Consider the following 25,458-nt stretch of genomic DNA (forward strand, 5'->3'; position numbering starts at 1 on the left):
CGTATCTTCTAGGCATAATGATAAGTCCTTTCTACCCAAAATGCCGGAAGGAAGGTAAAGGATAAGGGCTAAGGCTACCTTCCTCCGGAAAAACCATGGCTTGCTTCAATATTTCAGAATCAATCTTGCGATATACGCCAGGTCGGAAATATCTATCCGGCCATTTTGATTCAAATCGTAGCGCATATAAAGGCTCCAGTCCGGTGAATCGGAGGTTTTATTGTAGTTATTGGCCATGACTCCCAAATCCCCGATGGTAGCTTGGGTCTGAAGGGAGCTTTGGAAGGCTTGCAGCGCAAGGTTAAGCTGAGAGAGAGCCTGCTCCACCTGCTCTTGGGCAGCGGAAGGATTCGAGGCTGTTGCCTGTGCAGCGTTGACCGCTGCCTGCAGGGCCACCTTGGACCCGACTGGATATTGTCCCCAGAGAGTGCCTTCCGTGGCAGCATTCAAGCTCACAACGGCCGTTTCAATAGCGCGATTCAGTGCTGTTTTATCAACTGAGCTTATAACGACTCGATAGGCAGGCCCGCTGCTAACGTTCGAGACTGTTCCGTTACCGTCAGATACCTTTACATTCGTCAGGTATACGGCGCTAGTGACCGTGCTGGACACGGGAAGCGCCTTGAACTGAAGCTGAAGCAGGTCCCCGTCGCCGTTCACGGCGTTCTTCCCGCCTTGAGAGGCCGCCAGAATACGTATTTGGCCCGGTGCCGCTTCATGGCTGTCAACGACGGAAAGTCCAGTCTTCAAAGATTGAATGCCTAGAAGCTCTAGTTGGGAAGCGTTATAATTGACGGTTACATCCTGGGCGTAGACACTCTGTGTTACGTTACTCAATCCATAGTTCACGTTAAAGGACTGGCCGGGAACGACACGATCTACACCCGTTAATGCTGCTGAAAGTACGTTCGAGGGGAGCGTTCTAACCGATTTGGAGGGACCGTTCGTACTCCAATTGCCGGCCGTATCTCCTGCTTCAACCTTAAATGTGTAGCTCGTATTCGGCATTAAGCCAGTAACAGGATAGCTATATACAGCTCCGGATACAGGAATTGGTTCAGCATCTACTCCATTGTATATCCTGTAGCCGGCCACCCCGCTTACGTCCTCAGCCGCCGTCCACGTTAATGTGAGCCCCGTGCTGATTACATTGGATTCTTCGAGCCTGCTGCCTTGTGCCCATGTCGGCGGGGTCGTGTCAGCCGCTGTCCTGCCGATGAGGGTGAGGTTCCCGAATACCTCTGTGGATTTATTCGCTCTTCCAAGAATATCATTCCATGTAGCCACGCTCTGAAGCGTAGACCCGGTTGCATCGTTTACCTGCGCATCGAACCGGATCCTTGTACCGTTTTGCGGTGTTATCGTTTTAAACGGTATCTTCATTTCGACCACATAATTCGTTCCGTCTACAGCAGCTGCCGACTCAAAACCGGGGGATGTGGCCGGCGTCGAATTGCTGAGGAACTTGAAGGATTGCTCATTTGCGTAGTTGACTCTGTACTCTCCGTCATCTTCGCGATAAGGCCATGCGTCCACCCGGTCTTCGTCCACATAAGCTTCAACGGAGTCCTGGTTCGCCTTATTCGTGCTTGATTTACTGAGCTGCGTATCTTTTACCTGGAACAGTACATACAGATGGTTCTCATCCCAGAGAGCTCTCGCAGTTCCTGAAGCTCCTGCCGTTGCCATTAGAAAATGATTAATCTGCATCTCTGGGGCATGGTTCCAAATATCATCGACGGTTCCGTCGATTGCAGGTGTGCCATACGGAGCCGTGGAGCTGCTCGTCTCAGGCGGTGTATAGAGCGGATGCTCTGTCAGGTATTTATCCGGATCAATGATTGCGTAGTAGGCCGGCTTCGGCGCCAGAGAACCAACGAAAGGCAGCGGATTTTGGCTGGTTCTCCAGCTGAAATTATCCGCATATCCCCAGATGGTCACTCGTGCTATTTTATCGGCGTGCTTCTTATAGATTTTGAATAATTGCGCGTATAGACTTGCCTGTTTATCCGCCCATTCCGCAGATAGAGAGGAGTTCATTCCAGCCAGAACATCAAGCTCGCTGATGCTGAGCTCAACGCCCAACGAGGCGTACTTCACAATTGCAGCCTCAACATTGGCCGGGTTTGTTCTCATATCGTAATGAGACTGCAGACCGATACCGTCAACGAGGAGCTTTCCCGGGTGGGTCTGAGCATATCTATCGTTCATTTCTTTTATCATGTCGTAGATAGCATCTCTCTTCGCAGGGAATTCCTCATTGAAATCGTTATAGTACAGCTTTATGTTCCACTCGGGATGGTCATTCAGCACGGCTCTAGCCGCGAGGAATGCTTGCTCTACGAAGTCCGGGCCTACGGAATAATACCATGGCGATTTCCGCATCGCATCTTTCCAATTGGCAACAGCCGGCGGTCCATCCTGCATAGCCTCATTGACGACGTCCCAAGAGATTACTTGATCTCCGTAGTGCTCCATCACGGTTTTGATATGAGTCCTCATATTGGCAAGAGCCTCGTCACGGCTGAGGTAGATCGGATTACCAGCTGCATCCTTCAATGCATTTCCAGCTGCGTCTACCTTTTGAGTAAACCACGCAGGGGTCTGGCTGTGCCACACCAGCACATGGCCATGGATATTCATTCCCATACTCTGGGACTTCGCAACCATGCTGTCTGCGGTAGTAAATGTAAAGGTACCCTTGTTTTTCTGCAAAGCGTCCGGCTTCATCTCATTGCCAAAGGTCACGGTGTTAAAATGATAGTTATAGAAGGCATTCTGCCCGTTGCCCGGTGTCAGATCATTGGGTCCAGGCACATTTCCGAGCAGGAAGTCATTCTTATAAGCCTCTTTGAGAGGAACTATATTTGGCAAACCCGTGTCCTCGAAGCTGAAATCGTCGATATAGTAGGAGGCTGTAGTGCTGTTAGGGCTTTCCACATATAAAGTTACATCATCGTCCAAAAAACGATAGGTGCCTTCCAGCTTGACCCAGCCGGCTGTGTCACTTACTGTTTGCTGCTGAAGGCTAATATAGTAAGGTGTTGCCGCATGAACGACTGCGGTAAGCTTTAATTGCGCGCTTGTCGGGCTGGCGAGCTTGACCCATACGGCAGCTTTGTATTCGTGGCCGATCTTGACGGCGTTCTTCACATGGATGGAAGGCCCATCCGAATTGGCATTTCTTCCGGTTACTTTCAAAGCGTACGTTCCGCCTGTCGTATGATTGGCTTCGTTTGTCGGGGTTAGGGTTACGGTAGCGCTGCCCTGCGGAGTGAAGCCTTGAAGCGTCTGATCCTCAAAATCTTTGGTAATAGCTGCCGATCCGTCTCCTGCGATGGTAAGCGAGCGGATGCTTATACTGGCGGCTCCTTTAGTTATGGTCAGTACAAATTTCCCATCCTCAATGGAAATATGGCAGGTAACTCCAAGTGATTTTAGCTTTGCATCATGAGCAAGTAAATCTTGTGCTTTTGCTTGCAAGGTTACTGCGTCATTCCCGGCTGCATTTGGAACGGCAATACGGTTTCCTATTAGAGCCGCTGCTTGCTCCACCGCCTGTTGGTCGGAATTAACATTCCCAGGATCAGCCGCAGTCATCAATAAAGTCACATTGGAGAATGCCGCATCCAAATCGATGGAGCTGCTTTTGTTTACAGCAAACAGACGAAGCTTGGCATTTTGGAAGAAATCAGGGGTAAATGACACATTCGTTCCCATCGTATTCCAAGTGGAGCCGCCGGTCGTTGAATAATACCCCTGTACACCGGTTCCATTCTTCACTATCCGAATCCAATAGCTTGAACCATTCAGGTTGGTGCTCGAAGTATTATTCGTCGTGCTGGTACCCGATTTACTCGCATTATGAACTTTGGTATTCGTGTTTACCTTTTGGGCATCAATTTCATAATTATCTCCACTGGAAGTATTGTAGATGCCAATACCCGCTTGTGTGCCGTTTGTATCGGATGCACTAAGTGCTATATTCGTGTTAATGGTCGCTGTAAGGGTCCAATTCCCAGCTAGTGAAACCGGTAACTGCAGTATGTTACGGTTATTGGGGTAATCCGCATCCGCCTTAAAGGCTTTAACAGCTACAGCGCTCTTGGTTGTACTGATAGAAGCTTCAACATGGTCCGGGTTCAGGATCTCCCAGCCTGCCGGAAGCCCATTGGCAAAGCTTATGACTTCATTTGAATTAAATGCTATTCTATACGTTTTCACATTCTGTCCTTTAATAAAACGTACAACAGCTGTACCTAGATTACTTTCGGCCTGGGAAATACTTACTTGTTCATCCGGATCACTTGATGACGCCGTTACTATGGGTACGGTGCTTCCAGTAACGGTATACGAATAATCGGACTTACTCACATCAAAATCGGAAGGTTGGACTCCGTCAACGAAAATATGATAAGTGGATACAACTTCGGGTGTTAGCGAAAGCTGATCGGCAAAGAGGATGTTGGAATCCTTCGCATACAGGGCCAAAACCACCTTGGCTGTGCCATCCGGCTCATTATAAGTGAACGGTTGGTTAGGGGTCTCATGCCAGTCTGCCACCTGAACGTCGACAGGCTGGAAGGAGGTGAGGCCGAGCGGTCCGCCCTCAAGGATGCGGCCCACAAGTTGGCCATTGGCGTTCCAGTAGGCTGGATCTCCGGCTTCACGAGCTGCGTACGGCTCAGGCATATCACGGCCATTGATAGGAGTTAGGCCCAGCTGTTTTCCTTCGCTGTCGTAATATACCAGGGCAATTTCGACGTCGCCCGGGTTTTCCGCAGCAACATCATAGCTCTCCGGACGGCTCTTCATGGAGAGAAAATACCCCTTGAAGTTGTATTTTTCTCCTTTTGTCAGCTTGCCGGTAACATCCTGCCATATCCCGTCATATTGGCCAGCGGCATCAATGCGGCCGGAAATTTTTACAGAGCCGGCAACCTTCGATGTGGAGCTGTTCTTGAGATAACGCGAAAGACCCGAGTAACTCTGAATGGTATCGGCAGTTAAGGAAGGCTCTGTTACCGATTGTAGAAATGTCCCGTTATTGAATCTGCCGGTGGCCCAATTGTTTGTATTGGAGGCATTGGCGGTATCAAAGTCCCCGTTAAGAAGAATATTGCCTGGTATGGAAACGGTCGAGTTGTTAGCAGCGGTACTCCAGTCGGAATCATTGGCTCCGAATAAGAACCGGTCAACGGTTAGGGAACCATTGGTCCCGTTCGTCGCTGCTACGATATAAAGATCCTTATGTCCATATGCGCTAAGGTCCCCTGTAGCTACCATGTCTTGATATTTGCCGTACTTGTCGTTAGCCGGTACCTGAATTTTGGCTACCTGCGTACCTTGCGATACTATATCGGCCGTGTCGTTCACTGCGGTACCAGTTGGCAGGACGTAGGCAAGAAGACTGCCGCCTTGTGTTGACTTCACCTGTGCGTTTAGATACAACAAGTGTCTGCGGACCACACCGCCGTTAGCGGATCCATCTGCAAAGTTCACGTTTTTGTATGCGAGATATTTTCCGTCACTCAGTGTAACAGCTTCATTGGCACGGCCGGCATTGCCTGCGGTGTCGCCTGTAACGCCATTGTCGTTTCCTTCCGCTTCCAGGGAGGAGAAAATATCGCGCTCACCGTCAAGACCGTTATATGAGGCATAAGTGCCCTGGGACGGTACAATGGTGACGATACTGGCCGATGGAATGTCTATACGGAACTTGCCGTTTGTTACGGGAATCGCATCGAGCTTCTTCTGATTCTCGCTGCCTGAGGTACGGAATACAGTTACGCTCTTGGTGCCTGCCGGGAAGTCCTTCAGCGTAAATTCCAAAGGCTGAATGCTGTCGTCGTTATTGGCGTTGGTGACCGTGATGGAGAAATCATTGTTGTTCGGGTTCTTGAAGCCGACCACATTCACATCGGTTGCGGGTACCCGTGTGATATCGAAGCGTACGTCGCCCGGCTTCATAAAGCGGGAGAAATGGCCGAAGCCGTAAAAGCGCTTGAACACGCGGTATTCGCCGGTCAGCGTGCTGATGCGTCCGGACTTTTGCTGGGAGTTGGTAGTAACGAAGCGAATCAGGTCGGAGCCGTCTGCACCATTGCTATCCCACATACTCCACCAGACGAAGCCGTTAAAGCCCGGATTGCTGGTGAACATATTGGTCATCAGATTGGACCAGCGTACGGCGTCATAGATGTTCTGATTTCCGTAGCGCTGGGTGTAAGCACCGGCTGATCCGTCGCTCGTGTCCTGATTCATGAACTCTGCCTGCCACAGCTTATACCGGGTCAGGTATTCCGGATACTTGGATCCGTCCTTCGTATAATCCAACGGGCTCTGGGAAAAGTCTCCCGTATGGTAAAGCTTTGTCTCATCCGTGCCGATGCCGACGGTGCCATACAAATGGGTAGTAAACACGTCGAGGTATGGATTTTTGTTTAACGCATTGGCTTCGTCGGTTTCGGAAAAAACGGCGCCGCCTCTGCTTAGAGAAGCACTGAGGTTGGTTCCGTCCAACGCAGCAAGCTGAGGGATAAAATCAATGACCTTTCCGTCAGGATTCTTGATATCGTAGAGCGCGCCGCCGGGCTGCATGGATTTTTTTAGGGCAGGACCTATATAGCCGTCAATAAGCTCCTGGACATAGGCTGCGGTCCCGCCTGCGAGGTCAACCTCATTAAAGGGGTTGATATGGGTAATGGGGATCCCCCATTGCTCCCACATGCCGCGGATATAATTGACGAGATAATCGGCATAAGCCTGATAATAAATTTTTACGGTTTTTCCATCGATTGTGGCTGTGTCGCCGCGGATAATTTTGTTAGGAGCATTGGTCGAGGAATTGCTCATCCAGTAAGGTACCGTCCACGTGCAGGCGTAGAATTGCTTAACGCCATACTGCATAGCCTGGCGCATTGTCCACACCTGGTCGAAATCGAAGAGCTCTTTTCTCGTACGAGGAGAGTTTTTGATCACAACAGGATCGCTGTCAGGTGAGCTGAGGAGGTTGGTAGGGCCTCCGTCGTCATTGGCAATCGGCTGATTCCAAGACGGGTAATCCCATACGAAGCCCTCCACAGGCACCAGCGTACCCGGGTCATGCTCCGGCTCGTTAGGCCAGATACTATCGGTGTTGCCGTCGTAATAACGATCGCTTCCTTCTATTTTATAACCGTATTGGCCGGCCGTTCCTCTCATGGGGATGGGAGTCCCCTGGACGTCAAAGCCGGGCTTTGTTACATCGGCAAGCAAACCCGTTACCGGGTTAAAGCCAGGGCTTGCTGCCGTCCCGCTGGCGGTGAGGCCGCCGTTATCGCCAATGATCACGCGTACGATGTCGTGGCCGGTGCCGTCCTTCTCGCTGAATGTCAGATTAAGCAGATGCCTTACGGTATCCTGATGGCCTGCGGCAGCAAGCTGCATCATATGTACGGAATCGGTGTATGCATAAGCAGCGCCTGCACCGTCCATAGTCTGGTAGGTATTGTACCAGTTCGCTGTCACCGGAGCAGCCATAGCCGCAGCCTGAACCGGGGCGGAAAACGGCACAGGGCTGATGATGGAAAGCAGCAGCGTGCTAACCATCTTAGCGGCAAGTGCTTTTCGCCAGCTAATTTTTCTCATTCTACATGTTCCTCCTTAGCTTTCATCTTGTTAAACAAGGCTCGGCTCAATCAATCTAAACACCTGATTGGAAGCGCTGACAACAAACAGGATTCTCGGTCTTGCCGGCGATAAGCATCTCACCTCCTTCGAAAAAAACGTAAATGACCCATGCATGGTAAGGCTGGTCTACAGCTCATAATGTACCATCCCTATGACAATATTGAACATATACATTAATTTAAGACTTAACTTCCTCTATTACCGGAGAGAAGGAGGGAGACCTTACCATTTTTTGAGAGCTAACATCTTTTCCGTACAAACCAAAATCTGCTGACAGCTTCTACTAAGACCGGGGTCTTAGAGCATTTCTGGATGGAGGACGGGTTACAGGCGGATACGAATTTGGTATGATGGGGGGAACATGGGTATCGGGAAGGCAGGAGCGGTATGAAAGGTAAAAAGCAAGTCGGTATGGCATTGCTAGGGATCGGTTTGATCCTCTTAATCAGTGCTGTTCCGAAAGAAGGGATTACGTGGAAGCCCAACGAAGCGGCCGTGGGCGGGGGAAGCCTGCCGCAGACGATAGGGGTTCATGCATCCGGAATGAATGTAAGAATCGTTACGGAAGAAAGGGATGACGTGCTTGCCGTGATGGAGGGCAGCGGAGCACTGCATGCCGGTACTGTCGGCCAAGCGGTCGAAATCAGCGCGGAGCGCGGCCGGCTTACGCTGTTCCCGCTTCGCTCCACACTGGTCGTGCACCTTCCGTCGGCTTATCGAAATCGGCTGTCAGTGAATTATGACGAAGGAGACTTCGCTTTCGAAGTACCGAAGGAAGCGGAGGGAGGCGGCTTGTCGCTGGCAGAGCTGACGATTCAAGCCAGGACAGGACAGGCGAAGCTGGCAGGCGTACATGCAGATAGGCTGCAGTATACGGCAACGTCCGGCTCGTTCCGAGCGGAATCGGTCGTTGCCGGAAGCGCGTCCATCGAGCTGCAGACCGGTGACGTCCAACTCGATACCTTTGCCGGCAAGCTGAGCGTCGTTTTAAAGCAGGCGGGGGAGCTTTCTGCTGCCCATATGACGGTAAACGGGGGCGACGTTAATGTAAGGAGCGGTGAAGTCCGCTTGGAGCAGTACAGCGGCCCGCTGCGCGCTGAAATGCAGTCCGGCGAGCTGGTAGCGGACTTTCGCGAGCTGACCGGTCCGGCTTATGCTCGAGTAGGGAACGGAAGGGCCGAGGTTCATTTGCCAGCACCTGCGGACGCCCGGATAGAAGCGAAGGTCGAACGCGGTAACGTCGACAGCCGGTACCCATTCGAGAACATAGATAAGCGTTCTGAAAAAGAGCTCTTGGCATCCAGCGGGGAAGGCCGCATTCCAATCAACGTGGAGGTGTCCGCCGGTGAAATCACGATTAAATGAACGGCATCACCTTTCCGGGAACCGTGGCATGATCAAACGTATGGGCCGGCATCCGGTCACGTTTTTTGTCGTCGGGTTTGCTGTATTGTATTTCATTGCAGTCCGATATGGATACGGCGATTGGCTTGATCCGTTGTTCGGGCTCGGAGCAGGTTTACTTGTTTACCGCTATCTATCGAGAGCGGCCGCCGTCTTGCCATGGGCGTACGCCGTGGTCCAGGCGGCTGTGAGTCTGGGACTATCGAAGAGCGGTACGCTTATGGCCGCCGCAGTGATGGGCTGCGGATATTTGCTCTTGGCGGACTTTTCTCCAGGCCGCGTGTGGAAACGGCTTCGATGGACCGGTATGCACATTCGGTTAGACTATATGGAGCCTGTCCGCATTGATCGCGGTATGGGCGACGTTCGGCTTGATTTGTCTAGCGCGATCATCCCGAAAGGTGAGCACAGAGTGTTGGTCGAGCGATGGGTGGGAAGTATTGTTGTTTACGTTCCGCCCGATGTCGAAGTAAGCGTCGTAGGTAAGGCGGGCGCGGGCAGCATGGATGTGTTGGGCAGCAAATCAACCCGGTTCAACCGGTGCGTAGAGTATCAATCAGAGAAATATTCCCAGTCAGGCACGAGGCTCCATATCGTCGTGACGACTATGGCCGGAGATGTGGCGGTGAAGTATCTATGAAACGAACTCCATTTACGGGAATCCGGTGGAAATGGGTCTGCGTGCAGCTGCTCGCAGCCGTTCTCGTTATGTCGGCATCGGCTGTCGCGATAACGGCTTTGTTCGGGCTGCCAATTCCATTCTTGCTGCTAGCCCATACTCCGACACTGTTAGGCGCCGCCGTACTGATCGCTGCGGCCGGGACCGTCCCGGGTTACGTATACGGCGGACGAATGAAGCGGAAGCTGGAGCAGCTGGCCGACGCGGTTTATCACTATGAGCGGGGGTATTTTACCCATCGCATACCGGGGAACATGACCCTGGGGAACGATGAAATCGGCGTTCTGGGTGCCCATTTGAATACGATGGCGGAGCGCGTCGAGCTGCAGGTGGAGTCGCTGCAGCGTCTAGCGTCGGAAAAGTCGGAGCTAGGCGAGCGGCTCAAGGCTGCTGCTGTGCTCGAAGAGAGACAGCGCATTGCGCGCGACCTGCACGATGCGGTTAGCCAGCAGCTGTTTGCCATAACGATGATGACGTCGGCACTGGCCGAAAGCGAAGATTTGAACGCGGATAAATCACGCAAGCGCCTTGCTGCCGTACAGTCGCTGGCCGAAGAGGCGCAGAAGGAAATGCGGGCGCTGCTGCTGCAGCTGCGTCCCGCGGTTCTTCAAAGAGCAACCTTGAAGGAAGGCTTCGAGGAGCTGCTGCAGCAGTATGCGGAGAAGCATGATGTGTCGATTCAATCCGAGATCGAGGATTTGCACGGAATGGCCGGCGGGGTCGCCGATCATCTCGTTCGTATACTGCAGGAAAGCTTATCTAACGCGGCGAAGCATTCGCAAGCCGCATCGATTACCGTAAAGCTATTTTTGTCCGGCGGCCAAATCCATCTTAAAATAACGGACGACGGCATAGGCTTCGACAAAGCTAGGGTGCAAGCCTCATCGTACGGCTTGCGGATTATTAGGGAACGCGCCGTTGAAATCGGGGGCATTGCCGATATCGTATCGCTACCGGGATCAGGGACTCAGGTTCACGTCCTGGTGCCGTGTTCGGACCGGGAGCAGGAGCAGGAAGGGGAGCGCAGTTCATGATACGAGTATTATTGGTGGACGACCACGAAATGGTCAGAATGGGGTTATCCGCTTACTTGGAGATGCAGCAGGATATCGAAGTGGTCGGCGAAGCCTCGGACGGCAAGGAAGGGGTTCGGCTGGCCGATGAGCTGAAGCCTGATGTCGTCGTTATGGATCTGGTCATGGAACAGATGGACGGGATTGAAGCAACCCGAGCGATTTGCAGCAGCGGCGATCCGGTCAAGGTCATCGTGCTGACCAGCTTTTTGGATGACGATAAAGTCTATCCCGTTTTGGAAGCGGGAGCGCTCAGCTATTTGTTAAAAACGTCCCGAGCGGAGCAAATCGCCGAGGCGATTCGAGCGGCCGGCCGGGGAGAATCCGTGCTTGAGGCCAAAGTAACGGGCAAGGTGCTGTCCAAATTACGCCGCGGAGACGAGCCGAAGCCGCATGAAGCGCTGACGGCCAGGGAACTCGAGGTGCTCCGGCTCATCGCACTCGGGAAGTCGAATCAGGAAATTTCGGAGGAGCTTATTATCGCGATGAAAACAGTGAAAACGCATATCACGAACATTTTTGCCAAGCTCGGTGTAGAGGATCGTACGAAAGCCGCGGTTTACGTTCACCGCAACGGCTTGTTGTGATCGGTTTTCCGTTAGGACGAGTTCGGTCTGAGATGTCTAAGACCGTGGTCTTAGACGAAAATACGGTTATGGAACGTTTTGGCATCCGTTGTTTTTTTATAAGCTTAAAGCGTCAACAAGCTGTTGACCGAAAAAAACAACGGAAGAAGGCTGAACTCATTGAAACGATACTTAAGCATCACCAAAAAACTCGCCTGGCTTGCGCTGGCTGTCGCTGTTGCGGCGCATGCCCTGCTGACCCCTTCTGCAGCACATGCAGAGTCCTCTCGCTATAAGGAAGAACCGATTCAATTTCAAAGCGGAGAAACGAAGTTAAGTGGAACGGTTCTGATGCCGAACACGCCGGGCCCTCATCCGGCCGTCGTACTTGTGCATGGCTCCAATTCATCCGACAGGGAAAAATATCGCAGCGAAGCGGAGATGTTCGCGGCAGCCGGCATAGCGGCGCTTATCTATGACAAGCGGGCGGACGGATTCTCCCAATCCCGCGCCGGCGGCCGGTCGTATTCCATCCTGGCGGAGGATGTGAACGCGGCAGCGTCGGCATTAAGCGCCCGTTCGGACATAAACCGGAAGGCGGTCGGTCTGTGGGGCATCAGCGAAGGAGCTTGGGTCGCCTCGCTCGCCGCAACCCGGGAAGCTAGTCCGGCGGCTTTCCTAATCACCGTCGGCGCCGTAGGTGTGCTGCCGATCGAGCAGCAGTCGTGGCAGCTGGCGAACCGGATGCAGGATCAAGGCGTATCGTCTCCCGGGATGGCAAGAGCGTTCTCCGAGAAAAGCTTGCAGCTGGCTTTGTCCGGAGGCATGTTTGCCGAAGCTTTATACGATCCCATGCCGACGTTTGAACAGGTGAAGCAGCCGGTGCTTGCCATCTGGGGGAGCCGGGACCGGGTAGAGCCAGCGCTGGACAGCTCGAAACGGATTCAGCAGGCACTTCAGCGGGGCGGGAACGACAAGGTGACCCTTCGTTTTTTTGCCAACGCAGGCCATTTGCTGAAAGAGACAGCGGATGGCATTAAACAGCTCGATACCTATCCGGCGGGTTATGCGGAGTCTATGACGTCATGGATTCAGCAAACGGCGGGCGGGAACGCCCCTGAATCGGCGGTTGTCGGTGAATGGCCTAAGCAGGAAAGACACGCTCCTTCCGGCATTGGCAAATTGCACTGGCATAATAGTGTATGGCTGCAGGCCGCCATAGCGCTGGTTCTACTCTTCGGCTTTGCTGGAGTTGGCATCCGCACCGCATTTCGTACGCTGCGCAAGAATGCGGGAACAGCTGCTTCGGAACCGGGACGACGTTCGAAAATCGTCCTGTGCGCCGCCGCTTCCTTGACCGTGCTCGGGTTCCTGCTTTATTTCGGATTCCTGCTCACTTCGGGAGCAAAACAGCTTGCGCCGGTATGGCTTGGCCGCTCCTTGGTTTGGCTGGTGCTGCAAGGACTTGCCTACACTGCGCTGGCTGCCGCATTAGTTCATGCAAAATCGCTTTGGGCGGCTAGATTCGCCATGGCAGCGGCGGCTGTCAGAGTCCGCAGCGGGGCACTTCTTGCGGCAAGCGTGCTGTTTATCACCTGGGCGGCGTACTGGCAGCTGTTCTTCCGGTAACGGCTTCATGCGAACGTGAGCTGCCGACCAACTCTGGCATGCAGGATTGCAGCAGCGAAATTACATCAATAGGTAAAAGTCCAAAGCCACCACTTAGAATGGAGTGGTGGCTTTGGATAGAATCAGCTGGTGCCGATGACGAGTGCAATGATTGGTGCCTCGAAGTCATCCACGATCATCATCATGGTACCGGCATAGTGTAATAAGCCGAATTCTCATAATTACGATAATTTTACTATGCATAAATAAGTATTGGGCATACCTGCTTGTATCGCTGCATCATGCTCCGTCCATACTCTTATATCGAAAGTTTCACCGTTGTTAAGCTTGACGGGGAAAGATCCCTTGGAGCTGATGAATTCAGCCAGCGCATCATCTATATAAGCCAGGGGAGTGCTGCTATTTCCTATATGAATAGACATCTTAATACGATTAGCTAGAACCGGCTGACTCCAAGTGGCACAAACCGTAACCAGGTAAATTCCAGAGGTTTTAGCTTTGAAGCTGGAAGAAATCAGATCGAATTCGCCAATATTGTCCAGTTTTATGGATGGAAATGCGATTTTTGTTAATACACCTGCTGAAACAAACTGACTGACATCTGCGTAAGCATGAACGAAGCTAGGCTTTTTGATCGTAACGCTCTCTCCAAATACGACGCCCTCATTGGTGTAAGTTTCTGTAATCATTTTGGCCTCACCTGTGCCCAGCTTGTCAGCCATCAAGCCATCGCCATAATCCCAGTCTACACATCCGCGAAAGGTGGCGCGCTGTCGGGTATAGCTCCCTTCAAAGGCAACTAGTTTCTTCAGATTGTGCGGAAACGCCGTAACTTCATCAATCAGGATCTGACTGGCATTACCAATTCGTACAAAGTACTTACACACAGGCTCTCCATTCACTTTCGCCCCTATAGCCATGCAGGAGTCTCTAAAAATGATGCTTTTGGAAGGCTCTGCATTGGTTCCGCATGAAATTTGCACAAAGGAATCCAGACGGTGAGAGGAGCCTACTTCGAACCAGCAACGATGAAAATATACAGAGTCATATGGAGAATGATGGTCTTCGATAATAATCGGAGCCGTGCTGCCGCTGCCATCCTTAACGAACTGGCAATCTTGTACTCTTAAACCGGATGCGCCCTTAATCCATAATGCTGTATCATTACCTATGGTGTATAATTCACGAAGCGTATTTTGGCTGCAGGCCAATCCCAAAAACATGCCTACCTTGTTGTAGAAAAGATTGACCAGGTCGAAGGTATTAACATCACTGTACATGCCCCAGAACCCATATTCGAAGCGTTCAATTTGTACATTTCGAAACTCGACATTTCCATTATTATTATCTTTGACCCCGTATGTACCCGCTCCGTAATTCCCTCTTCCGGTTGATACCGCCATGGGGTTGTTAAGAGATACGCGAGTACTTCCCGTTGAGGTCAATGTGATATGATCGAGAGTGAAGCCCTGGACCGTATCGGCAAATCCGGTTGCGTGCTCTCCAAGCTCAAAGCATGCTCCTGTTCCTGCATAATTGATACGAGTGCCTCCTTCGGTTTTCCCGGAAGGATCCGTTGGCCGGCCGTGGCGCAGCCCTATGATTTGAACGCCCCTTTTGCGAATATGGATTGTAGAAGAGATGACATAATCCGGTTTGGTCAAATAGAGCTTACGATTATTAGTGCCGCTCGTCTCGATATGAGCAATGGCACGAAGAAATCGTCCCGTATCGTCGCTTTCAGGTGGAATAACCGGGAAATCCTCTTCCAGATCAATCCATAAATTCGCTTGCTTACGCATAATGGTATCGATACGAGGATCCGGATTCGGCCCCGGGTTTTCATATACGGCATTGGTAACGGTTGACATACCAAAGCTTTTGTTTCCCAGCAAACCAAATCCGGTTACTGCCGCAGCTCCTGTCATTCCTAAAGATAACAGAAGCTTTCTGCGAGATAGCTTCCCATCCTGAATATCCTCACCGGAGTCAGCATTCTCACTATGGTGCTTATGCGGATCTACTGGATTCATTTTATTCACTCCTCCATTTAGTAATCGCTTTCATAATACAACAGGCTATTGCTTAGAAAATAGTGAAAATAATTGCAATTTCTCGTGCTTTTTTTTGCTTATCCGTTGCAATGTTTCATAAAATTTTAACCAAAGGAGAGTATGGCTGAATGAATGCAGAGTATCCCATGGTTATCCGTACCGTCTCAGGGAAAATGATTCGTATCGATGTGTGGAACGAGAACGTATTCCGTGTCCGCATTCAGAATTCGGAGGATTGGGTGCGCTCTATCCTTGAACGCTATGGTTTCATACAACAAGGCGAACCGACGATGAAGGTCTATCAAATGATAGCAACTGACCAGTATACGAAAGTTCACACGAAGCAGGCTGCTCTAACCATTAAGCATTCGTCCGGCGAGCTGTTATTCGAGAGTTCAACAGGCAGATTTCAGTTGGAGCAGCTTACTAGTTCTTTGCAGGATGAAAGGTATCCGTCTTCCATTTGCTTCATGCTTAGTCCGGAAGAAAGGCTATACGGCCTTGGAGATGAGAACAGGAACATGCTTATGAAACGGGGGCATCGGACTCACATGATCGCAAGCGAGCATGGAGCACGTGCTCCGGTACCCTTCTTGATGAGCAGCTGCGGTTGGGGAGTGTTCCTGAATACAACGAGTCCGCACCTTTTTGATATCGGCAGTACGGATAGCAATCGGTTGACGATAAGCGGGCAGGACGACAAACTGGACTTGTTTCTTTTTGCCGGACAACATATGGCTCACATATTGGAATTATTTACGGAAGTATCAGGCCGGCCGGTTTTGCTGCCAATCTGGGCCTATGGCCTTACCTTCGTTTGTAATCAGCAGGCGGATGCGCGCGAAGTCCTGGAAGATGCGATGAAATTCAGGGAAGAAGGAATACCATGCGATGTCATTGGGTTGGAGCCGGGTTGGATGAAACCGGGGGATGAAGGCTCTATCCATAAACAATGGCATCCTGAGCGGTTCTATGTTCCGCAATGGAGCCCCAAAGGACAGCACACTTTTATCGGCGCTCTCCGCAATAGGGGCTTCAAGCTTAGCTTATGGATGACCTGCTATTATGATCTAAGCCGCTACGAGGAGGAAAGAATCGGGGGAAGCATACGAATCAGCAGTGGTCCTTCCGGCGAGCCTGGAGGAGATCCCGTTTACGGGAGTGAAGAGAGGTGGTATCAGCATTGGGAGACATTCGTGGATCAAGGGACGGCTGCCTTCAAGCTAAGCGCTGCTTATATCCGGCCGAACAACAGCAATAGACAGTGGGCTAACGGTCTAACGACCGAGTCCATGTGCAACCTATATCCCTTGCTGCTCGCAAAACAAATGCATCAAGGTTTTGTTGAACAGACCAGCCGTCGTCCTATGATCTACTCCGAGGTAGGTTATATGGGGCTGCAGCAATACTCGGCCATGTGGACAGGGGGGCTTGCGGTGCAGGGGGCTGATCTACCTTCTTTATATGCCATGCTGAATCTAGGTTTAAGCGGAATGACGAACCTGTCGGCCGACATGGATATTCATACCGCGGAAGGTATCCATTTCGGCTTCTTGCAGCCTTGGGCTATGGTTAACAGCTGGGCATATTGGAGGCATCCTTGTCTGCTGCCGCATGATCTTCGGGAAATTTTCAAACGCTACGCGAAGCTGAGGTATAGATTGCTGCCTTACATCTATTCCGCCGCCTACACTGCTTATTGTAAAGGAATGCCTATCATGCGGGCGATGCCAATCGTATTTCATAACGATGTCCAAGCCTGGACCTATGAGCGCCAGTATATGTTCGGGGATGCTTTATTAGTTGGGGCCTATACCCGCACCATCTATTTGCCAAAAGGCAGGTGGATCGATTATTGGACAGGAGAGAGCCATACGGGGCCTAAGCAATTGGACTATCTCACGCCTGAAGGGACAGGAGGCCCTCTGTTGGTACGCGCCGGTTCGATAATTCCCATGTATTCGGATGCAGAGTACATAAGTGAAAAGCCGGTGGAGCAAATAAGCTTACATATATATCCGGAAGGTACGAGCGCTTATAGCCTTTACGAAGATGATGGAATATCGTTGGATTACATGAAGGATGGTGCATTTCTAACCAATATAGCCTGTTCAGCTCAAGACGGAGACATTGAAATAACAATAGAGAAAAGAAAAGGAAGCTGCGCGGGCATTCCTCATCTCAGAAGTTATGAAATATTGGTGTATACAACCGCCAAGCCATCGTGGGTCAAGGTGAACGGGATGGAGCGTCAGGAACATTCGGCTGCTTTATTGAAGAAAGGAACGGACGGCTGGACTTTTCATCGAAAGTCCGGATGTCTTCGTCTCTACTTGGAAGAGGGGATCTCGGACCAGGGTAGAAACCGCGATAGCCAGACGATTCACATCCATTGCAGTCCGCATCGCAAACCGGCGAATGAAGCTCGCTTTCAAGTAATAACGGCTGCAGCTATTCCACAAGAACAAGGCGCTGAGCACAAATTGCGCCAGAAAGGGAGTCACGGAGCAGACCTTGACGTTATTCGCGTGGAAGATCTTCTCTATCAGTTGGAAAATTTACATCCTTCGACAGTCAAGGCACGGGAGCAGTTGCTGCACCTGGGGGGATTGCTCATTCATTGTGCCGTATCACGCGGCTGGTCGCTTCATGAAATTTTAAGGGAAGAATATGCGTCCTTCCTGGAAGCCACGGCCGCTTCATCCGTAGAAGAAAGCCTGCATAGGTTACGAAGTGCCGCCGAACGCCTGGCGCAGCATGCTCGTAAACAAGCCCGTCCAAGAGAGCACCCTCTTATTGAACAAACAAAAGCTCTTGTCGAGCAAGAGTTAGAGCATGAGATTACATTACGTGCTGCAGCAGAACGACTTCATACGAATGCTTCCCATCTGAGCAGACTGTTTAAACAATCTACATCCATAACATTCTCCCAATATGTATTAGAACGTAAAATGCTGCATGCTCGAAAGCTTCTCAATCAAGGCTGCAAGGTAGCTGTTGTAGGAGAACGTCTAGGTTACAAAGACCCGGGCTATTTCATACGAATTTTTCGCGAATACTGGGGTACAACCCCGGGTCAATGGCGGGAGTAAGCAGGGCTTAAAAAAGGGTAGCTCGTTTAATATATTCCGAAGGGCTTATGCCCTTATTTTTTTTGAATATGCGGCTGAAATAGAATGGATCGCTGAAGCCCACTTTAGCCGTGACCTCACTAATAGTGCAGCCCTTTTCCAACAAGAACTGGGCTTCGTCAATACGAATCGAATTGAGATACTCTATGGGCGTCATTCCCATGATGCGGCGAAAAGATTGGCCGAAATAAGAAGGCGTTAATCCTGCAAGCTCTGATAGAGCGCTGAGCGTGAGCTTTTGATGATAGTGAGTTTCCATATATTTAATGACATGTTGAATCCGCTCTTTGTATTTATGACTTTCTGTATTGAGAGAATAAACTTGAAATAGCTCATCCAGGATTTTCATGAAGTGGCTTCTGCAGGCTAGCATTCTGTGATCTATGCCATTGCCCCAAGCAAGGGAAAGATCCATGAATAGCCGAACGAAGCGGTCAAAATTATCGGGGACAGTGTAGGTATCAAAGGGGAGTTTGGGCACATCGTATGACCTGGTCTGAGATCCTTCAGGAATGACGGCCGTTAGCACGAAGTTCCCTCCCATACACCGGAGATAGTTCGTTCGGGATGTTTCGTAACCAAATTCCTCATTGGTGGGATGATAGACAAGCATCCCGGGCGACAGCCTTGTTTCTTTCCCGTTTGTCCATGCGGCTCCTTCCCCTTCCACAATCAGCATCAAATTGTGAAAATTGCGTTTTCCTACGGGAACGCACCAGGATTTATGGGTATGCCGATCTACAATATGATACAGGGTAGGCACTAAAAATGGATACTCCGGCAATGAATCCATACGATCCTCCGTTCACTTAATTGAGATCATGTAACCTGAACCAAATTATAACAAAGAACGAGAAATTGTACAGGTGACTAAGAAATGCTGCATGTTCAATTCATGAAAACTCAGTAGAATGGAGGCATAACCCCAGAGAGAAGGATGGTAAGGTAATGAATTCATCTGTGACCCTCCGTGTAGAGAGCGGAGGCTTCGTGCGAGTTGAAGTTATTGGCGAATGGACATTCCGGATTCAGCTCTCTAGAGACGGGCAATTTAAAGATGCTGCATTATTGAAATATGGCATTGTTCGGGGAAACTGGCCGAAAGTGCGGTTTGAGCTGCAAGAGACGGGTGACGGATGGCAGATACGAACAAGCGGTGCTCAGCTGTCAGTAAGCAAATACGACGGACGGATCGTATTGAAGGATGCCAAAGGACAGATTCTTCTGCGGGAAGCTGTCCCGGGACAAGCAAACGGCCCGGCTGGCTTGAGGGCAGAATTTGAGCTTAGCGATGAGGAACGATTGTATGGGCTTGGAGATGAATCAAGAGAAGGAATTCAAAAGCGCGGCCATAGGGCTAAGATGTGGGTGAAAAATGTAGATTGCTATGCACCGATACCTTATGTGATGAGCAGCAGAGGGTGGGCGTTTTTCTTCAATACGACCTGGAGGCATTTCTTCGATCTAGGTTATACCAACAAAGAGAGATGGAGCGTGTTCGCCAAACGCGGAGAGCTGGATTACTATTTAATCGCCGGGGAGAGCTTGCCCCAGTTAATTAACCGGTTTACGGACATCACAGGAAAACCTCATGTGCTTCCCATTTGGGCATACGGTCTAACCTTTGTATGTAACGAACAGGCGGATGCAAAACAAATGCTGGACGATGCATTGAATTTTCGCAGAGAAGGGATCCCCTGTGACCTGATCGGTTTGGAACCGGGGTGGATGGCGCGGCATTACGATTATTCTACAAAGAAAACATGGCATCCGGAACGTTTTTACATTCCGCCCTGGGCGCCAACGGGGCCTCAAAATTTCACAGGGGCACTTGAACGTCTAGGCTTTAAACTAAGTCTGTGGCTATGCAGCGATTATGATGTGACACATCATGAGGAAAGGGAGCGTGAAGGAAGCGAGCAAGAGCTTAATCAAGGTGAACCCCTATATCACCCGGAGGATTTTGAGCAGGATCTTCGCGCCCATACACCAATCTATATGGATCAGATTACAAACAAAGAAGAGCCTTGGTTTCAACATCTCAAGAAATTCGTCGATCAGGGTGTTTCCGCTTTTAAAATGGATGGGGCCCGTCAAGTGAATGAGCACCCGGACAGGAAATGGGCGAACGGGATGGATGATGAGGAAATGCATAATTTGTACCCAACCATCTTAAATAAGCAGATGCATCAAGGCTACTCGGAGCATACTGGGCGCAGGTCGATGATCTATAGCTCGGGAGGGTATACGGGAATACAGCAATTTGCTGCAACTTGGGCCGGTGATACGGGCGGTGGTCCCAAGCCGCTGATCTCCTTGTTAAACCATGGTCTGTCAGGCCATTCCAACACCAGCTGTGATATGGACGTATTTACACCGGAGGGGATCCATTTCGGATTTCTTCAGCCATGGTCTCAAGTTAATAGCTGGGCTTATTGGCGCCAGCCCTGGCTCCTTGGGGAGAGATTGCTCCCCATATTCAAAGATTACGCCAGGCTTCGATACAGGCTAATTCCTTATATATATTCAGCCGCACACAATGCGGCCCTAACGGGGATGCCGATCCTTCGTGCAATGCCGCTCGTATTGAATGAAGAACCCCAAATAGATCATTTAGTAAATCAATATATGTTGGGGGAGCATTTACTGGTAGGTGCATTTACTAATCATATGTATTTACCAAAAGGGAAATGGTGGGATTTTTGGTCGGGAAGAACCTGGGAAGGCGGCCGGGAGGTCGTTGTCGGATTTCCAGTACACCGTGGAGGACCGCTGTTGGTTAAGGGGGGAGCGATTATTCCCACATGGTCGGAAAGGGACTACATCGGACAGAAGTCCGCACAAGAAATACACCTGCAGGTCTATACCGGCGGGAGCAGCAGCTTTGTCTTATACGAAGATGACGGTGTTAGCTATCAATATAAAGAAGGGAAGATAGCTGTAACCGAATTTCTTAGTCAGACCAGAGGCAACGAATTTGTATTAACCATTGGTGTACGCCGGGGAAGCTATGATGGAATGCCCGCACATCGATCTTATAAGGTATCCATTTTGGCGGAGGCATGCCCGCTGTCCGTTACCATCGATGGAAATCACGCAGGAGGAGAAGTGTGGACCTATGACAAACAAGCAAAGTGTATCCAGATCCAAGACCTCCCGGATTCTCTTGAAGATGCAAGCAGAGAAATCATTATTCGGTTTTAATTAGTAAAGGTACCTAAAAACAAGGAAAGGGTCGATAAGCCATGAAAATAAAAAAGGGTGTTCTGCCGACGCTGCTTGGGATTCTTCTACTTACTGCTTGCACCAGTGGACCGCAATCGCCGACAACGGACGTAGACCCAAGGAACAAAACCGCCCTTGAAAGCGGCGAACCTGCCGAGCTAAGTATTTACTTATGGTCATTATCCCAACAGGAATTTGATTACATTGCCGAGCTAGCTAAAACCCAGTTCCCCAACTTGACGCTAAAAGCGGTTGCACCTCAAACCAGTGGTAACAGTATAGATGAACTATTAACCCTTGGAACCATGCCTGACATCTTCGTAAACCGCTTCTCCACTGATCTGAAAAAACGGGACCTTCTGGTTGATCTTGAAGACTATATCAAGAAATACCACTATGACACGAATCGCTTGGAGCCTGTTACCCTCGAACTGATGAAGAACGATGCAAACGGAATGGTAGCCGGTATTCCGCTTGATTTTGCAGTGAATGCTCTTCATTACAATAAAGATATCTTTGATAAATTCGGCCTTTCCTATCCTAAAGACGGAATGACATGGGATGAGGTCTATGATCTGGCTAAGCAGCTTACTCGCAATGAGAACGGTACATTGTATCGCGGCTTCAGCGACCGATGGATGGACACATTCTTTGCACAAAACCCATTCGGTTTAAGCTACTTAGCTCCCGATGAAGATAAGGCTGCTGTTAATAACGAGGGCTGGAGGAAGGTCGCCGAGAATTGGAAGCGTTTTTACACACTTCCCGGGCTTCAATTCGACTCTAAAACGATAAACAAGGAGGAGGACCGAAAGGTATTTCAAAAAGGAACATCGGCGATGACGGTATGGGCAATGAATATGCAGGACTGGAATTTCAATTGGGATGTGGTCAGTATGCCCACCTATGCTGAGAAGGAGGGCATCGGAGCACCTGCAAGCGTCAGATATCTTTATATTACGAAAAGCAGCAAAAACAAGGATGTCGCGTTTCAATTTGCCGCCTGGTTAACCCATGATGAGGTTCAAACCGCGCTAGCCAAAAACAAAGGCTTTCTGACAGTCCTTAAAAATCAGGAGATTCAAAAAGCATACCGCCAAAACGACGAGATTTACCGAGGAAAGCATGTTTCCTCCTTCTATTTCAACAAATATCCGGCGGTGGCAGCTGCCAGAAAACCAGAATTGGTCACGATAGACGCTCAGAGCTTATTTATCAAGGAATTGGAAAAAGCAATTTTACAGGGTACGGATTTGAATACCGTTATGCGCAGTGCCGAGGAATCGATAAACCAGGCTATTCAAACGGAGAAAAGCAAGTAAGCATGTATTTAATCACGCGAAACGAAGGCAAATCGGTATAGATCGATTGCCTTTATTTCGTTTCCGGGCATGGACGGCTCATCTAACGCTCATCTAACTCCTTCACACATAAGGATCTCAAGTAATGATCCAGCAGGTGTTCCACTTGCCCGGCAGTGAGTCGTGCCGGCCTCATCATTTGATGTATAGCTAGTCCGTCGACAAGCGCATACAATTTCTCCGTTTCCAGATCGGCATCCAGTCCCGGCTTGGCCAGATTGTTCGTTTGCAAGCATTCAATTACAAATCTAGAGGCATTGTATAACCCATTCTGCATTTCTTCGCTTACATGCTTAAGCTCCGGGTAAATAAATACCTTGGCGTTAAATAAAAACCAAACCTCCATCTCCATAGTTCTTTCCTCATCCATAGGCAAGAATTGCATGATCAGTTGTTTCAAATCTGGTAAAAACGGTTTCGCAATAATAAGCGATTCGACACGCTCTTGAACGCGTTGAACAAAGATGCTCATGCAAAAGGCAAAGAGCTCAGCCTGTGTGGAAAAGTAGTGCCTCATCGACCCTACCGACAGACCGGCTTCCTTCGCAATATTTCGTACCGTGGCCTGTTCCAGTCCATATTTCCGAATGACTCTCAGGGCGGCTTGAGCAACAATATGTCTCTGTTTCTCATGATCAACAATTTTAGGCATAATTTTATTATATCAATTTGATTTCACAATACAATGTGTTAAAAAAACTGCATGATGAATTTCAAAAGGATCTATTGCTTCATGAGTGATAGCTCAACATTTCTTTTTATAGTACATTGTGCTATAATAACTTTGTTTATTAATACAATGTACTAAAAAGAGAGGAATCATACTTCAATGAATCGTAGGGCTAGACAAAAGAAAACATCAAAGTGGAAAAGATTATCGCTCGGTGTAGTCACTGCCGTTATCATCCTGGCAGGATCCGGGATGATTTACGAACGTGTGGCGTCAATGGAGGCAAAGAAGAACTTTCCTCCACCTGGCAAATTAGTGGATGTTGGCGGGCATAGACTACATCTCAAGAAACAAGGAAGCGGATCTCCGACAATCATTCTTGAAGCAGGAAGCGGAGAAACGAGCCTATCCTGGAGAAATATCCCTGATCGACTGGCGAAGAATGCTACCGTTGTTGCCTATGATCGCGCCGGCTATGCTTGGAGCGAGAGCGCAAGTACGGAACGAACGGGAGCAAACATCGTACAAGAGCTGCACGCTGCTTTGGAAAAAGAGGGAGTTGGCGGGCCTTATCTGCTCGTCGGTCATTCATTGGGGGGGCTATATGCAAGATTGTTTGCACAGACATATTCCAATGAAGTCATGGGCTTAGTACTTATCGACGCCAGACCCGAAAACGATGAGAGAGAAACCAAACCTATTCTCGAAAAAGAGAATTTTGCTAAAACGCCGCCTGCATCGATTTTAAAGCTTCTTAAAATGTCAGGAGGCTTCCGGTTATTCCAGAATTATTTGTTGGAAGGGCTGGTTTCGGAAGCCGATCGAGGACAGTTCCTCGATGTTATAGCGACGCCTAGCTATTTTGAAGCTAAGGAACAAGAAGGGAATTTGGCGCAATCTACGGAGGATGCAGTCCGGGGACAAACCTTGGGATCGCTCCCGGTAAGGGTCATTGCCAGAGGACTTCCTCAGAATTATACTGCGTTCGGGATTTCAGAAGACGGGGGCAAGCGGCTGGAGGAGATATGGCAGGCGGGCCAGAGAAATATGCTGAACATTTCAACCAACAGCGAGCTTATCGTGGCAAAGAACAGCGGTCATATGGTCATTCACGACGAGCCCGATCTGGTTATAGAAACGATACGTAATTTGTTACAGCAAAATCAATAGCAGCCTGGTTGTTGAAAAAACTATTTAGTGAAAAATGCGAAAGGTGATAGGTGGGGTATTCCTTGTAGGAGCGACCGGAGGGGGATACCCCACCGGTTACCAAAGTATGTCCATAGATGACTCGTTTCGTGGCTATTTGAACATTCCGTTAATGGCAATATTCAATGAAATTCCTTACATGATGGGAATGATCATTCTAATTTATCCCCTCAAATTAGCTACCCTTCTCTAACAAGCTCAGCGACATCGCCGCGATGCGTTCCAGCTTCTCTTTTGGTGCGGTAGTTCGCGCCAAGACCCGCAGTCCGACTAACGAGTTATGAAGGAATTCGGCGTATAGCTTCGCCTCCTGCTGCGTATTAAATTCACCGTCCCGTTGTCCGCGGGCGATAATGCCTTCGAGCAAGTGCTCCATCTTCGCAAATCCTTGCTGTGTCTTCGCGTCAATTTCCGGATCGCGTGCTGCCAGCTCCACTGCCGAATTGACGATCATGCACCCGGGCGGCGCGTCCTCCTGACCGTAGATCATGAAGTCGAAGATGAAACGCAGTGCCCCCCTTGCCGTTTCGGAGCGGTCCACTCCGCTTTTTAGCCAGGTGTCGACCCGATTGTCGAAACGCTCTACGGCCTTCAAAAACAACGTCCGTTTGTCGGAAAACGTGTCGTAGAGGCTTCTGCGGTGAATGCCCATGTTTTCGACCAGATCTTGCATGGACGTCTTCTCGTACCCTTGCTCCCAGAACAGCTTCATGGCTTTCTCCAATACAGCGTTCTCTTCGAATTGTTTGCTTCTTGCCATGTTCTTCTTGCCTCCTGAACGCAATA

14 protein-coding genes are annotated in these 25,458 nt (G+C 50.0%); 9 read left to right on the plus strand and 5 right to left on the minus strand.

Annotated features, from left to right (window positions below):
* Window positions 1-105 precede the first annotated feature (105 nt).
* Window positions 106-7,629: an endo-1,4-beta-xylanase gene (locus B1728_RS03755; protein WP_079908810.1), complete on the minus strand. Its 7,524-nt coding sequence runs from the start codon at window positions 7,627-7,629 to the stop codon at window positions 106-108.
* Window positions 7,630-8,058: 429 nt separating this feature from the next.
* Here B1728_RS03755 and B1728_RS03760 point away from each other — a divergent pair, with 429 nt between their 5' ends.
* The 5 genes from B1728_RS03760 to B1728_RS03780 all read left to right on the plus strand — a co-directional run bounded on the left by B1728_RS03760 (window position 8,059) and on the right by B1728_RS03780 (window position 13,022).
* Window positions 8,059-9,036: a DUF4097 family beta strand repeat-containing protein gene (locus B1728_RS03760; protein ID WP_079908811.1), complete on the plus strand. Its 978-nt coding sequence runs from the start codon at window positions 8,059-8,061 to the stop codon at window positions 9,034-9,036.
* A complete protein-coding gene (liaF, locus tag B1728_RS03765; protein ID WP_079908812.1) occupies window positions 9,017-9,715 on the plus strand; it encodes a cell wall-active antibiotics response protein LiaF in 699 nt (232 codons plus the stop codon). The genes B1728_RS03760 and liaF overlap by 20 nt, the downstream gene beginning before the upstream one ends.
* Window positions 9,712-10,788: a HAMP domain-containing sensor histidine kinase gene (locus B1728_RS03770; protein WP_079908813.1), complete on the plus strand. Its 1,077-nt coding sequence runs from the start codon at window positions 9,712-9,714 to the stop codon at window positions 10,786-10,788. Before liaF ends, B1728_RS03770 begins: the two co-directional genes overlap by 4 nt.
* On the plus strand, window positions 10,785-11,414 hold the full coding sequence (locus tag B1728_RS03775; protein WP_079908814.1) for a response regulator: 630 nt from the start codon (window positions 10,785-10,787) through the stop codon (window positions 11,412-11,414). The genes B1728_RS03770 and B1728_RS03775 overlap by 4 nt, the downstream gene beginning before the upstream one ends.
* Window positions 11,415-11,573: 159 nt before the next feature.
* Window positions 11,574-13,022, plus strand: a complete 1,449-nt coding sequence (locus tag B1728_RS03780) for an alpha/beta hydrolase family protein (RefSeq protein ID WP_179135869.1) — start codon at window positions 11,574-11,576, stop codon at window positions 13,020-13,022.
* 221 nt (window positions 13,023-13,243) lie between these two features.
* Here B1728_RS03780 and B1728_RS03785 read toward each other — a convergent pair whose 3' ends face one another.
* Entirely contained in the window at window positions 13,244-15,055 is a 1,812-nt protein-coding gene (locus B1728_RS03785) for a hypothetical protein (RefSeq protein WP_079908815.1), read from the minus strand.
* A 149-nt stretch (window positions 15,056-15,204) separates the two neighbouring features.
* Between B1728_RS03785 and B1728_RS03790 the strand changes: the two genes are divergently transcribed.
* Window positions 15,205-18,168, plus strand: a complete 2,964-nt coding sequence (locus B1728_RS03790; protein WP_079908816.1) for a TIM-barrel domain-containing protein — start codon at window positions 15,205-15,207, stop codon at window positions 18,166-18,168.
* 7 nt (window positions 18,169-18,175) lie between these two features.
* Here the strand turns inward: B1728_RS03790 and B1728_RS03795 are convergent, their stop codons facing one another.
* Complete coding sequence (locus B1728_RS03795) at window positions 18,176-19,000, minus strand: AraC family transcriptional regulator (protein WP_079908817.1); 825 nt, start codon at window positions 18,998-19,000, stop codon at window positions 18,176-18,178.
* Window positions 19,001-19,155: 155 nt separating this feature from the next.
* On the opposite strand from B1728_RS03795, the gene B1728_RS03800 reads away from it, so the two are divergent.
* Together B1728_RS03800 and B1728_RS03805 are read left to right on the plus strand one after the other, a co-directional pair.
* On the plus strand, window positions 19,156-21,411 hold the full coding sequence (locus B1728_RS03800) for a glycoside hydrolase family 31 protein (RefSeq protein WP_079908818.1): 2,256 nt from the start codon (window positions 19,156-19,158) through the stop codon (window positions 21,409-21,411).
* 41 nt (window positions 21,412-21,452) lie between these two features.
* On the plus strand, window positions 21,453-22,754 hold the full coding sequence (locus B1728_RS03805; RefSeq protein ID WP_079908819.1) for an ABC transporter substrate-binding protein: 1,302 nt from the start codon (window positions 21,453-21,455) through the stop codon (window positions 22,752-22,754).
* An 82-nt stretch (window positions 22,755-22,836) separates the two neighbouring features.
* On the opposite strand, the gene B1728_RS03810 is transcribed toward B1728_RS03805, so the two are convergent.
* Window positions 22,837-23,445 carry a TetR/AcrR family transcriptional regulator gene (locus B1728_RS03810; protein WP_079908820.1) on the minus strand — a complete coding sequence of 203 codons (609 nt, stop codon included), beginning with the start codon at window positions 23,443-23,445 and terminating at the stop codon, window positions 22,837-22,839.
* 177 nt (window positions 23,446-23,622) lie between these two features.
* Between B1728_RS03810 and B1728_RS03815 the strand changes: the two genes are divergently transcribed.
* Window positions 23,623-24,633 (plus strand): alpha/beta fold hydrolase, encoded by a 1,011-nt coding sequence (locus B1728_RS03815; protein WP_079908821.1) that lies wholly within the window; start codon window positions 23,623-23,625, stop codon window positions 24,631-24,633.
* 214 nt (window positions 24,634-24,847) lie between these two features.
* Here the strand turns inward: B1728_RS03815 and B1728_RS03820 are convergent, their stop codons facing one another.
* A complete protein-coding gene (locus B1728_RS03820) occupies window positions 24,848-25,432 on the minus strand; it encodes a TetR/AcrR family transcriptional regulator (protein ID WP_079908822.1) in 585 nt (194 codons plus the stop codon).
* Between the last annotated feature and the right edge of the window lie 26 nt (window positions 25,433-25,458).

The organism is Paenibacillus sp. 32352 (assembly GCF_002042965.1).
Classification (GTDB): domain Bacteria; phylum Bacillota; class Bacilli; order Paenibacillales; family NBRC-103111; genus Paenibacillus_S; species Paenibacillus_S vulneris.